The sequence below is a fragment of the Bacillus sp. FAU20 genome, assembly GCF_056033865.1.
Genome location: NZ_JBVYHY010000026.1, coordinates 526,406 through 539,304, shown reverse-complemented (window position 1 = coordinate 539,304; position 12,899 = coordinate 526,406). Strand labels below are relative to the sequence as shown.

Below are 12,899 nucleotides of genomic sequence, written 5' to 3'. Positions count from 1 at the left end.
TATTTATATATTAAATTGGAGGTGATAGTACTATGAGTAATTATAACTATCGAAAAAACTACTCTTATAATAAAAATAGTAGCTCTTCAGCATCCTCTCAATCTTCCAATTCGCAATCTTCCAATTCCCAATCGCAAAGAGACTTAACTCAGCAAGGCTATGTAAAGAAAAAAGGATGTAACTGCAATAAAAATAAATAGTTTATTTTATGGATGAATTCTTTTTTAAAAGAATTCATCTTTTTTTGCTGATTGAAATTTTTTAAGTTACATAATTTATTCCTTAAATAAGAAAGGGGAAATTATACTTTTTTATACGAACTTAACAAAGAGTAATTGTTCATTTAATTTATTACATATTTCCCCCAAAAATATAGTCCTTCCTAAATTTATTAGGAAGGACTATATACGAACACCTGTTTAATTTCCTATTAACATTGTAACAAATTAGACGATATTAAGACCTGCGCTTACAAATCCGGCAACTGCAGCTATTGGACTAGCTCCTGTTAATGAAACATATACTAATATTTTATCCCCAGCAACTACTGGAACATTATAAGCTTGGATTCCTGTTGCTGTAGTACCAATTGCTATTGCTGGTAATGCTGGTGTTAATAATAGAGGTGGTGCTACTGGTGTAAACGTATTACTTGCAGCAGGTGCGATAAATATTTGCATCTGAATTTGAACAGGTGCTAATGGAGCTAACGCCGCTGTTGCACTAAAGAATCCTGCTAATGACGTGATAATTCCATCACGTGGTGCTACAAATGCATAATCACCTACAACACCTGGTAGTATTGTGAGAGTTCCTCCCACACCTGGAGCTATGCCAGGCTGACTAAATCCAAATCCAAGAAGAGTTCCTGTATTAGCTAATGCCGCATTAACTAACAGAGCTGGTGTTGTACCTGAAGCGAATGGAATAATAGCTCCGCCACCAGTTGCTCCCGTTGCACCAGTTGCTCCCGTTAGACCTGTTGCTCCTGTCGGGCCTGTTGCTCCTGCTAGACCTGTTGCTCCTGTCGGGCCTGTTGCTCCTGCTAGACCTGTTGCTCCTGTTGGACCCGTTGCTCCTGCTAGACCTGTGTCTCCCGTTGGACCTGTTGGGCCTGCTGCTCCAGTATCTCCTGTTGGACCTGTTGCTCCCGTTGCTCCTGCTAGACCTGTGTCTCCCGTTGGACCTGTTGGACCTGTTGCTCCTCCTCCTGGACCTGTTGGACCTGTTGGGCCTGTTGCTCCTCCTCCTGGACCTGTTGGACCTGTTGGGCCTGTTGCTCCTCCTCCTGGACCTGTTGGACCTGTTGGGCCTGTTGCTCCTCCTCCTGGAGTAGCACCAATTAATTGAGTTAATAAGTTTAATAAAAGTTGTAAACTTGCAGGGTCAATAATTAAAGAGAAGAAGAATGGTGCAAGAGCACTATAGAATTGTTGTAATAAAGAAAGCAATTGACCTAAATCTGGGTTAGGAGATTGTAGTAAATTGATAATACTTTGAATTAATTGTTTTAAGAAATTCCCTTCTGGAGAAGGTGCTAATTCATTTAGTAAGTTCAATAGTTGAGTAAACAAATTGAGTAAAGCTAATCTGTTTGCATCACTTGGGTTTGCAAAAAACGCTGCAATAGCCGCTATTAAAGAGTTTAGTAAACTAATTAATCTACCTAATTGCTCACTAGTAATTGGAACTGTTTGTGGATTATTACAACAATCTGGAGTGAAAACAATCGGATTATTGCAGTGGTTATGACCAAAACAATTATTGTTTGTCATTTATGTCCTCCTTACTTGTTTTATATTTGAGTTTTTCCTATTATAAGGATCATAAAGTTGTAAAAAAACATGTTATATATTGACTTAAAATAGGAAACATGAAATATAATTAAACTTAAAAACGTTATTTAATTATGTTCATGACTCACATATTAATTATATGTTTTTAATAATTGACTGCTTAGATTAAATACCTAAACTTACGGGTTTATTTTATTTTTCCACGTTTATCTCTTAGGTTTAAATACACATATTAATTTGAATATACTCAACAATTAACAGTGCCATTTTTTTATATAAATATACATTATTTCTTTACTAAGATTGTGTTCTCTTTTTAAACATGAAGCCGTTTGTATTATAGAGGACTCTCATATAATATATTGAAAAATTCATTTTATATTTTATTCCAATACACTGTGGAAAGGATTGAAGTTAAAATTCCTATCATTCAACCATTTATGACAGCTAGTAATTGAATGTACCTTCACTTAATTTTAACTATTTAAATATAAAACAAAAAAGGACAGATTCCTTTTCATTAAGGATCTGTCCTTTTAATTAATAATGATAAATTGTAATATAATTGAAGATCCTTGCAATGGTGGTTGCGTATCCAATAAAGTTAATTTACCAGTACTCACTTCATATAATGGTTGTGGTTGTAGTATTCCGTTAACAAACAAATTAATATAAGAAACTTCACTAGGAGACAAAATATTCGTTGTACCATATTGAGGTATCCCGTCAGCATCTGTATATATAAGTTTCTCTCCATCTGCAAAAGTGTAATATAACAAATTGGTTGTGGTTATAGGACCGATACCCCCAGTAGGACCTGTTGCTCCGGTTGGGCCTGTTATTCCAGTCGGTCCCGTTTCTCCAGTTGGACCTGTTATTCCAATTGGGCCTGTTGCTCCGGTCGGTCCCGTTATTCCGGTTGGGCCTGTTGCTCCGGTTATTCCGGTCGGCCCCGTTTCTCCGGTTGCTCCTGTTATTCCGGTCGGCCCCGTTTCTCCGGTTGGGCCTGTTATTCCGGTTGGGCCTGTTATTCCGGTCGGCCCCGTTTCTCCGGTTGGGCCTGTTATTCCAGTCGGTCCCGTTTCTCCAGTTGGACCTGTTATTCCGGTTGGGCCTGTTGCTCCGGTTGCTCCTGTTATTCCGGTCGGCCCCGTTTCTCCGGTTGCTCCTGTTATTCCGGTCGGCCCCGTTTCTCCGGTTGGGCCTGTTATTCCGGTCGGCCCCGTTTCTCCGGTTGGGCCTGTTATTCCGGTCGGCCCCGTTTCTCCGGTTGCTCCTGTTATTCCGGTCGGCCCCGTTTCTCCGGTTGCTCCTGTTATTCCGGTCGGCCCCGTTTCTCCGGTTGGGCCTGTTATTCCGGTCGGCCCCGTTTCTCCGGTTGGGCCTGTTATTCCGGTCGGCCCCGTTTCTCCGGTTGCTCCTGTTATTCCGGTTGGGCCTGTTATCCCTGTTGGTCCAGTCGGTCCTGTTTCTCCGGTTGGAATATAAATTGGTGGAAGAATCGGAAAGGTAGGTCCAATATTTTCTGGTCCTATCATCCCCTTATTCAATGATAAATTGTCATTGCGTTTCAATTTAATACCTCATTCCACATGTTTTTTAATTCATACACATCATTATGACCCTATCATTAAAGAAAAAATTTATAACTATTCTCTTTTTTTCTTCCCAAAGAATTATTACATATATTAAACATTTTACCGTTGCTATAACCGCTTTAATTAATATAATAAATTAATCATTCTATTTAAAAAGTACTAAATCTATAACATTCTTATTTAAAAAGTTGAGGTGATTTATATTCAAGATAATAATGAAATTAGAAAAAAGGAATTAATATCAATGGCTCTTGACATTATTTTCCCTTATAGGCTTACTGGACCTACGGGGCCTACCGGGAATACTGGATCTACCGGCAGTACTGGGTCTACTGGGAGTACTGGGCCTACCGGCAGTACTGGATCTACTGGGTCTACTGGGCCTACCGGCATTACTGGGTCTATCGTTACAACAAACTCTATGTTCGCTAATAATACATCAGGTGGTCCTGTTTCAGTCATATTAGGAGGAACAAACATTCCACTTTCAAATAACCAAAGTCTTGGTAATTTTACAGTTAACGCTTCAAATGACGTATTTACAATTCCTGTAACTGGAAGATATCATTTAACCTATCAAGTTAATACGACAACCGCTCTACTTGCTGGAACTAGACTACTATTAAACGCTTCTACGCCAATTCCTGGCTCTATTTTTTCTCCCGCTTTATCAACTTCAAATTATAGTAATAATTTAATTACTAATTTAAATGCTGGTAATACAATTTCACTACAATTATTTGGTATATTATCTGTCGTGAATTTAGTTGGAGGTGGATCAACAGGTGCCTCTCTTACAATTATACGAATTGATTAAAAAATGATTCATTCTTTTTATAATAAACAACCTAAATACTCAATTGGTAAATATTACGATAGTGATTACGTAATAAAAGTAAATTGTACTATATCCATAGTAGAAAACATCTATACTAAATTTTCCGTATATATATTATCAATTTACACTTCCCCCATGTCGATGTTACATTAAAGATGAAGATTGTTTCTTTTTTACAGACCATCTCAATATGTATTTGAGGAACATCTCCAATCCTATACGCGAGAGCAATACTATATTGACACTCAATTGAGTGTCTTTTTTTATATTCAAAAAAATAAAACCATCTCTTATAGATGGTTTTAACAATACACTTTTACTCTTCATATTATTGCCAGCTTATAAAGCTGGATAATAAATAGTCATACTTAACCGAGTTAATGTTCTTCCTGAGTTAGTATAAGTATGCGGTCTATCCGCCTTAAAGCGAATTGAGTCTCCATTATTTAACGTATATTGACAATCATTTATGTCAATTGTCAATTCCCCTTCAAATACTGTTATAAACTCCTCTGTTCCTTCTTTATGCGCTTCTGAACTTAATTTCCCTTCTGTATCAATTTCAACCATATAGATTTCAAAGTTCCTATCATCTTGGAAAGGAAATGAGGGATACACCTTATATTTCCCATTGTCTTCAGACAATACTTGAACATCATTTCGTAAAACTACTTTCGTATCAGGCTTTGGATTATTGATTAAAGAGGTAAAGGATACTTTCAAACCATTAGCAATTTTCCATATTGTCGTTATTGTCGGGCTTGAATCTCCTCTTTCTATTTGTCCAATCATTGTTTTACTTACACCTGTTAATTGAGAGACCTTTTCTAAACTTAATTTTTCTTTTTCACGTATTGATTTTAAATTTTTTGCCAGAATAAGTTGAATTTCTTCCATAAAAAACACTCCTACACTGTATACAATATAACGACCGTTATGTATAATAAAAACGTTATATTGTTCTTTTTGGTCATTATAACACACAAAAAATAAGGAGGTTGAAATGCCTATATTTTCTTTTTTGTTATTTGTATTTATAAGTAGCTTCACACCTGGTCCTAACAATTTCTTAGCTATGACATACGCAAATCAACATGGATTAAAGAGAAGCATAAACTTTTGCTTTGGAGTAGCATTCGGTTTTTTCATCCTCACTTCTTTATGTAGTTTCTTTAATATTGTATTAATTAATATTGTCCCTATAATTGAATTTCCTTTAAAAATTTTAGGTGTCACGTATATGCTATATTTAGCCTTTAAAATAATCACTAGTAAAGGCGGTGCAGATCACAATGAAAAAAATAATAAAAACTTATTTACAGTGGGTATTTTCCTTCAATTTTTTAACCCTAAAGGAATATTATTCGGACTCACAGTAGTCTCTACTTTTATACTCCCTTACTACAATTCATATTCAAGTTTTCTACTTTTCTCATTATTTCTAGGTATAGTCGGTTTACTGAGTACATTTAGTTGGAGCCTTTTTGGTTCCATGTTTCAAAAACTTTTATTAAAACATAATCAATTATTTAACATCATTATGGCTGTTTTATTAGTTTTCAGTGCTATTTCAATTGTTATCCACTAGCTATCAACTCATTCTGGATGCTTTTTTTCATCCTCTTTTCTGTATACACCACATCATTATTATAATAATCTTAAAATGTTTTTATTAATAATCCATTTCGTAGTTCTAATTTATGGATTGGGACTACGAAATAAACTAGAATGTTTCTCACTTTATAATATTAATTTTGTTTTGTGACGCTAGCTTAATAAAGCTCTTCAATATTATTCAATTTAATATTATACGATTGTATGCAAAATGAAAACAATAAGTCTACAACATAGGCATTTGAAAATCTTTTTATAATTATAGAAAAAAAAATACGTTATAATATAAATTACTGTTCTTTAGGAGGATCACAATGTCTGATAAGTATAAATTTTTAATTCTCATTGTTACCGCATTTTTTCATTCTTTTCTTTAATAAAAGATTTTCGCAATACTTCAAAAAGTTTCTTTTGGGGTAGTTTTATAATTCTTACAAGCTTCATGATACTATTAATACATGCTCTAGATTTAACTCAAATATTTTTTTATCCAAAGCAAATTGCGCTTGAATTTATTACAATACCACGTAAATTATTTCTACCATCTGTCACTGAGGCCGCCAGTTTCCCTCCAACACTAAGATAATAATTTGATGAAGAGCTCTTTCTAAAAGAGCTCTTTTTTAACCTGAACGTACCATATACAAAATCCAACCTTAATCACTTAATTACTTATAAGAATCTAACTTGTAAAACGCATAATAATTATATTTATTTACTAGTATACAAGCCGTATCTCTTAGTAGAAGCACAGCATAATATACGATACAGGACAAAACTTTCAAAAAAACTTGTCTGAGTTAATTCTCAAAAAGGGGTGAATATAAATGCCTATCGTTAAACCTTTTATAGCTGGAAGACGATTTGTAAGTACAGCAGCAACAGGAACTGCTGCTGGAGCAGATTTAACTTTTGCTAACACAGACTTCACTGATGACACTGGTGCTGTAACAACATTCCCTGCTTCATATGCCTTTTTAACACTTTATATTAATGGTGTTATTCAAACAGGTGATACTATTACTGGTGTAACTACTACAGCTGCTACTATTGTAGGAGGAGCTGTCCTAGATGGAGGCACTCCTATCGCAATTGAATTTACTATAACGTAACTTTAGTTGTCTTTTTAGAGGTTTCATTAAAAGAAACCTCTAATTTTAAAAGTTCATATCAATTTTAGTAGCAACTACATAATACAGTGCATATACTAGATAGAATGATAGAAATTTATACTCACTCTCAAAAAGAGCACTTATCTATAGTGATCTTTTATATAGCGCAATAATTTTTCGTCTATTTGCTCTTGGAGAACCTACTAAGCAGTTAGCTAAATTAGCTAACTGCTTTTTCCATATAGTATTTATTATTATTCATAGCTTTATCCGTAATAGTAACGCTTATGCACTATCTACTATAAATTTTCATATATTGTATTATGCTTGTCCAAAATGTGAAGTTAATACTCACGAAATCTAAATACAAGAAAGGAGTGAAAATATGCGCTCATCCATTCGTAAATTCGCTAATTTTAATTGTGAAGCACAAGCATCTAGTACACTACCTGCCCTAGGTTTTGCCTTCAATGCTACTTCACCTCAATTTGCAACATTATTTACACCACTACTATTACCTAGTACAGGCCCAAATCCTAACATTACTGTCCCTGTAATCAATGATACAATTAGTACTGGAACTGGTATTAAAATTCAGGTAGCTGGTATTTATCAAATTAGCTATACATTAACGATTAGCCTTGATAACGTTCCAGTAGCCCCGGAAGCAGCACGCTTTTTCTTGACATTAAATTCATCGACTAATGTTATTGCAGGATCCGGAACCGCAGTCCGTTCTAATATTATCGGAACTGGTGAAGTCGATGTATCAAGTGGTGTCATTCTAATTAACTTAAACCCTGGTGATTTAATTCAAATTGTCCCCGTTGAAGTAATAGGTACAGTAGATATTCGTTCTGCAGCGTTAACAGTTGCGCAAATTCGTTAATAAAGTGAAACTTTAATGAGCTCTCACCAATCGGGCTTTTACGGGCAGTCCAGCCCCCACCTAACTTCTTTGCTTCCACTAAATTTTGAGGTGGGGGTCTTACTGCCCGGCAAATAACAGGATAAAAACAAAAGACTTGGCTAATTAACATTTAATATGTTCCTTATACACAATATCTTTTTATAGATTTTACACACATTTATATCAAACAAGCATATTTTATTGTATGACTATATAGTCATACAAATCTAAAGCGTTCATAAAAGCACACTTATATGTGTGCTTTATTTTTAATTAAAACCTACAACATTCTCACACAATATCCATATATTATCTTGATTCCTCTCTAAATATATGGTTTGTCTCAGAGCGCTTTTAACAGTGCTCTTTTTATTTAAATTCCAATTTTTAAGGTTCAATTTTATGATTTACGTTATACACATGCTACGCTACTTTTGAAACAAGGTATACATCCAAAGACTGTAAGTGAACACTTCAGTTATAAACATATGTTCATAACATTAAATCGCTATTCACATGTTTTGCCTGGAATGCAGGAGGATACTGTTAAAACATGTAGTGAAAAACTATTTGAATAGTAATATTTATAAATATAAAAAATGCGGTTTCTCCTCTCAAGAGAAACCGCAACATATCAATGCTTTTACTATATTTTAAACTGACTCGTATACAAATCAAAATAGAATCCTTTATCTTTCATAAGAGATTCGTGATCCCCTCTTTCTAAAATTCTTCCATCCTTTATAACAAGGATTTGATCTGCTTTTTCAATTGTTTTAAGTCGATGAGCGATCACAAAACTTGTGCGACCTCTCATTAAATTATTTAGTCCTGCTTGTATTTGTAATTCTGTTCTTGTGTCAATATTAGATGTCGCTTCATCGAGAATTAATATATCTGCATCTGCTAAAATTGCTCGTGCAATCGCAAGAAGTTGTTTTTGTCCTTGACTTAAATTCGATCCTTCTGAAGCAATTTCTGTTTCATATTGATTTGGCAAATGCTTAATAAAAGAATGTGCAGATGCTGCCTTGGCTGCAGTGATGACTTCTTCATCAGTAGCATCTAAGCGTCCATAACGGATATTATCCATAATCGAACCAGCAAATAAATACGTATCCTGTAAAACTACTCCTATTTTACTTCGTAAAGAATTAATATCATAATCTTTTATATCTTTTTCATCAATATGAATTTGTCCTTGCTGTATATCATAAAAGCGAGTTAACAAATTAATGATTGTTGTTTTCCCTGATCCAGTCGGACCAACTAAAGCAATTGTCTCTCCTGGCTGCGCTTTAAGACTCACTTCTTTTAAAATCGTTTTATTCTCTGCATAGCCAAATGAAACATTCTCAAGTGCAACATGCCCTTGTAAATTTTGTACAACAAATGCGTCTTTTTTATTTTGAATTTCTGGTACCTCATCCATAATCTCAAAAACACGTTCTCCACCAGCAACTGCCGCTTGAATTGTATTCATTAAAGTCGCAAATTGACTTAACGGTCTTGAGAATTGACGAGAATAATTAATAAAAGCTGCAATAACACCTACTGTTGTCATTCCGTTTAAGACCATAACTGATCCAGTCCCAATGACAAGCCCCATACCTAAGTTATTAATAAAGTTCATACTTGGAAAAATAAAAGCTGAAAATGTATCAGCCTTCGTAGCTGAAACTCTTAGCTGTTCATTAATTTTATTGAAATTTTGTACAGTTTCTTTTTCTTTTCCGTACAACGTCGTAACATCCGCACCTGTAATTGCTTCCTCAATAAATCCATTTAATTCACCTAAATCTTTTTGACGCTTCGCAAAGTTTTTACCACTATATGCAACTAGTTTTTTTGTAACGTAAAACATAATAGGTACTGTAATTAAAGTTACAATTGCTAAAATCCAATTTAAAGCGAACATCGCAATCGTTACACCTATAAAAGTTAACGCTGATGAAATAATTTGTACAACACTTTGTGTCAAAGCTTGATTCAAATTATCTATATCATTTGTCACCCGGCTCATTAAATCACCTTGAGAACGCACATCAAAGAACCGTAAAGAAAGCGTTTGGATTTTCTCAAAAATATCTTGTCTTATTTTTTGAATTGTTTTTAATGCAACGTTAATCATGACAAATGTTTGTAACCATGTTAAAAGTACAGTTACACCGTAAATCGCGATAAGTAACATACACATTCTTGCTGTACCACTTAAATCTTTCGGTACAATATATTGATCTATAATGACTCCCATAAAATAGGGACCTAATAATCCAAGTAAAGTAGTAACAACGACTAGAAATATAACAAACATAAGAGCAGCTTTTTGATAGCCCATATAGTTCCATATCCGCATTACAGTTCCTTGAGCATTTTTAGCTTTCCCCATCTTTGGCGTGTTTCGTCCACCTTTATTAGCAAATTGCCCTTGAAAATTACGCATGTTCTTCCCCACCTTCTTTATGCAAATTACCACCTTGGGAAAGATAAATTTCCTGATAAACCTCACTTTGTTCTAATAATTGTTCATGTGTACCATTGCCAACTAATTCACCATTATCTAATACAAGTATTTTATCCGCATCCATTATGGAAGAAATTTTGGACGCAATTAATAAAGTCGTTGTGCCTTTATATTTTGTTTTTAAAGCTGTTTGAATAGTAGCCTCTGATTTCGCATCAACTGCTGATGTAGAATCATCTAATATGAGAATCGGTGGTTTTCTCACAAGTGCCCTTGCAATTGATAGACGTTGTTTTTGTCCACCTGATAAATTTGTCGCACCTTGTGTTAAATTATATTGATAAGATTCTCCCAGCTTATTGATAAACTCAGTCGCACAAGCTGATGCAGCTGCTACTTCCAGCTCATCATGTGTTGCATCTTCTTTACCATAACGTAAATTCTCTTCTATACTACCTGAGAACAACAAAGCCTTCTGAGGTACAAACCCTATTGAAGCACGGAGTTTTTGCAAATCATATGTTTTAACATCTATTCCATCTATACATATTTCACCTTGATCAACATCATATAGACGTGGTAACAGCTTCGCTAAGGTAGATTTACCACTTCCAGTCGATCCAATAATCCCTACTTTTTCACCTTTTTGTATGCTAAACGAAATATCTTTTAAAACGTATTCATTATTTTTCGTATAGCTATAACTAACATTTTTAAATTGAATATTCCCCTCGATTTTCTCAGGTTCGATCGCATTCGCTCCGCTTATAATATCAACCTCTGTATTTAACACTTGCTGTACACGATCCGCAGATGGAAAAGCTCGCGCAATTTGAATAAATACCATGCTAATCGACATAAGTGACATTAAAATGATATTCAAGTAATTAATAAATGCCAAAATCGCTCCTACTTGAAGCGTTCCATTGAATACTTTTTCTCCACCAATCCATAATGTTGCGACAATCCCGCCACTTACAACTAGCATAATGATTGGCATCATTAAAGTAATAAGCTGCACAGCTCGAATATTTATCTTCGTTAAATTTGTATTTACATTTCCAAATTGAGCGATTTCATATTTTTGTCTTACATACGCTTTTATAACACGCACACCAGATAAATTTTCTTGTAACTTTGTATTGACTTTGTCTAATGCCTCTTGCACCTTTTTAAATGTACCACTTGCTTTGCTTGCAATTAAAATAATCGCAAGTAATAAAATTGGAATAACTACAAGTAATATTGGAAATAACTCTCGCGCTGTTACAAAAACAATAATTATACTTCCAATAAACAACAGCGGACCACGAACGAGAACACGTAATGTCATTGTCATTGCCGATTGGATGGAAGTGATATCATTCGTCACAATCGTTAATAATTTACCTGTTCCAAATGAATAACGATTATTACTAGAAAATGTTTCTATTGTCGCAAACACATCTTTTCGTATGTCTGTAGCGAAATTAACAGCTGCTTTTGTAGAATACATCATACACCCAAGCCCTCCAACTAAACCGAGTGCTGCTGCTCCTATCATAAGAAGCCCCATTTTTATTACATAATTTAAATCCCGATTTGCAATCCCAACATCAATGATATGTTGCATAATAGTCGGTTGAATTAAGTCCATCGCAACCTCAAGTACCATAAATAGCGGTCCAATAATAGCGAAGAACATGTATGGTTTTAAATACTGTAATAACTTACGAAATGATTTCATACATAATCTCCTTTTCCTATGAAATTACCACTGAATAATTCATATCCCTCCTTATTTAAGCGATATTTTTTGCAATTTCTTCATTACTTCTATTATATTATGTAAATTAATATTTAACATTATTAAATGATAAGTATTAATGACTTTCTGGTCAATACATATGCTTTATATTATGTAAATACAAAAACCGCATTCTTAATAAAAAGAATACGGTTTTTCATCTATATTTCTTCAATTGTAAAATTTAAAAACTCAGTCTCAAATCCCTTATTTTTAGAAGGACTACACGTGTAAAAACCTATTTTAATAGGCTCATTCCCTATATCCTCCATTAAATGAGCGATTCTTATTTGTTCCCATTGATGGCTCTTTTTCACATATATTGTATAATCACCGCGTTTTCGAATAATGCGAAAACGAAGTTGTTGCTTAGCTGCTTCAGTTGGATAATCTTGCGTTGACCAGTCAGAATATCCATTATTCGTTACGACAGCACCTAAGTGAGATGGACCATCTGGAATATATTCTAATGAAGTTTTCAGCCAACAGTTCTCCGAAATCATAACAAAAAGACCTGCTTGATCGAATTTTGAATTTGGATTCATACGTAACTGAACTTCAGCTTGAAAGTCTGTCATCATCTCATTATAAAATACATGACCATTCATTACTTCAAAACCATAATGTGTTTTAAGCCAAAAATCGGTTTCTGCTTTCGAACGGACAATAAACGCATGATTGTCATTAATTTTATAGTATTCAGGTACATTCATTATAGTGAGTTGCTCAATACTTTCTGGTATATACGATATATTCATAGCTCCTCCATAACAAAGCATTT

At 34.4% G+C, this 12,899-nt stretch carries 10 protein-coding genes and 1 pseudogene; 5 read left to right on the top strand and 6 right to left on the bottom strand.

The window, feature by feature from the left end:
* Positions 1 to 446: 446 nt before the first annotated feature.
* Positions 447 to 1,775, bottom strand: coding sequence for an exosporium glycoprotein BclB-related protein (locus tag AC0OM3_RS24680; protein ID WP_474213171.1), 1,329 nt, complete (start codon positions 1,773 to 1,775; stop codon positions 447 to 449).
* Positions 1,776 to 2,332: 557 nt separating this feature from the next.
* Positions 2,333 to 3,370, bottom strand: a complete 1,038-nt coding sequence (locus AC0OM3_RS24675) for a DUF4183 domain-containing protein (protein ID WP_474213170.1) — start codon at positions 3,368 to 3,370, stop codon at positions 2,333 to 2,335.
* Positions 3,371 to 3,587: 217 nt separating this feature from the next.
* Here AC0OM3_RS24675 and AC0OM3_RS24670 point away from each other — a divergent pair, with 217 nt between their 5' ends.
* Entirely contained in the window at positions 3,588 to 4,211 is a 624-nt protein-coding gene (locus tag AC0OM3_RS24670; protein ID WP_474213169.1) for a BclA C-terminal domain-containing protein, read from the top strand.
* Between the two features lie 360 nt (positions 4,212 to 4,571).
* On the opposite strand, the gene AC0OM3_RS24665 is transcribed toward AC0OM3_RS24670, so the two are convergent.
* Positions 4,572 to 5,129, bottom strand: a complete 558-nt coding sequence (locus AC0OM3_RS24665; protein WP_000391290.1) for a helix-turn-helix domain-containing protein — start codon at positions 5,127 to 5,129, stop codon at positions 4,572 to 4,574.
* Positions 5,130 to 5,235: 106 nt separating this feature from the next.
* On the opposite strand from AC0OM3_RS24665, the gene AC0OM3_RS24660 reads away from it, so the two are divergent.
* The 4 genes and pseudogenes from AC0OM3_RS24660 (at position 5,236) to exsF (ending at position 7,847) form a co-directional block, all read left to right on the top strand.
* Entirely contained in the window at positions 5,236 to 5,820 is a 585-nt protein-coding gene (locus AC0OM3_RS24660; RefSeq protein WP_001121277.1) for a LysE family translocator, read from the top strand.
* A gap of 340 nt (positions 5,821 to 6,160) precedes the next feature.
* Positions 6,161 to 6,432: pseudogene (locus AC0OM3_RS24655) on the top strand (hypothetical protein).
* Between the two features lie 241 nt (positions 6,433 to 6,673).
* Positions 6,674 to 6,958: a DUF4183 domain-containing protein gene (locus AC0OM3_RS24650; protein WP_001123247.1), complete on the top strand. Its 285-nt coding sequence runs from the start codon at positions 6,674 to 6,676 to the stop codon at positions 6,956 to 6,958.
* A gap of 385 nt (positions 6,959 to 7,343) precedes the next feature.
* A complete protein-coding gene (gene exsF / locus AC0OM3_RS24645) occupies positions 7,344 to 7,847 on the top strand; it encodes an exosporium protein ExsF (RefSeq protein ID WP_001257879.1) in 504 nt (167 codons plus the stop codon).
* A 667-nt stretch (positions 7,848 to 8,514) separates the two neighbouring features.
* On the opposite strand, the gene AC0OM3_RS24640 is transcribed toward exsF, so the two are convergent.
* The 3 genes from AC0OM3_RS24640 to AC0OM3_RS24630 form a co-directional block, all read right to left on the bottom strand.
* Positions 8,515 to 10,311 carry an ABC transporter ATP-binding protein gene (locus AC0OM3_RS24640; RefSeq protein ID WP_001243552.1) on the bottom strand — a complete coding sequence of 599 codons (1,797 nt, stop codon included), beginning with the start codon at positions 10,309 to 10,311 and terminating at the stop codon, positions 8,515 to 8,517.
* Entirely contained in the window at positions 10,304 to 12,058 is a 1,755-nt protein-coding gene (locus AC0OM3_RS24635; protein WP_474213168.1) for an ABC transporter ATP-binding protein, read from the bottom strand. Before AC0OM3_RS24635 ends, AC0OM3_RS24640 begins: the two co-directional genes overlap by 8 nt.
* 221 nt (positions 12,059 to 12,279) lie before the next feature.
* Complete coding sequence (locus AC0OM3_RS24630; RefSeq protein WP_001027685.1) at positions 12,280 to 12,876, bottom strand: DUF1349 domain-containing protein; 597 nt, start codon at positions 12,874 to 12,876, stop codon at positions 12,280 to 12,282.
* Positions 12,877 to 12,899 lie beyond the last annotated feature (23 nt).

What these genes read in the sequence shown, in the direction of transcription:
- AC0OM3_RS24680 (WP_474213171.1), bottom strand. Translation starts at nt 1,775, where the DNA reads ATGACAAACAATAATTGTTTTGGTCATAACCACTGCAATAATCCGATT.
- AC0OM3_RS24665 (WP_000391290.1), bottom strand. Translation starts at nt 5,129, where the DNA reads ATGGAAGAAATTCAACTTATTCTGGCAAAAAATTTAAAATCAATACGT.
- AC0OM3_RS24660 (WP_001121277.1), top strand. Translation starts at nt 5,236, where the DNA reads ATGCCTATATTTTCTTTTTTGTTATTTGTATTTATAAGTAGCTTCACA.
- AC0OM3_RS24650 (WP_001123247.1), top strand. Translation starts at nt 6,674, where the DNA reads ATGCCTATCGTTAAACCTTTTATAGCTGGAAGACGATTTGTAAGTACA.
- exsF (WP_001257879.1), top strand. Translation starts at nt 7,344, where the DNA reads ATGCGCTCATCCATTCGTAAATTCGCTAATTTTAATTGTGAAGCACAA.
- AC0OM3_RS24640 (WP_001243552.1), bottom strand. Translation starts at nt 10,311, where the DNA reads ATGCGTAATTTTCAAGGGCAATTTGCTAATAAAGGTGGACGAAACACG.
- AC0OM3_RS24635 (WP_474213168.1), bottom strand. Translation starts at nt 12,058, where the DNA reads ATGAAATCATTTCGTAAGTTATTACAGTATTTAAAACCATACATGTTC.
- AC0OM3_RS24630 (WP_001027685.1), bottom strand. Translation starts at nt 12,876, where the DNA reads ATGAATATATCGTATATACCAGAAAGTATTGAGCAACTCACTATAATG.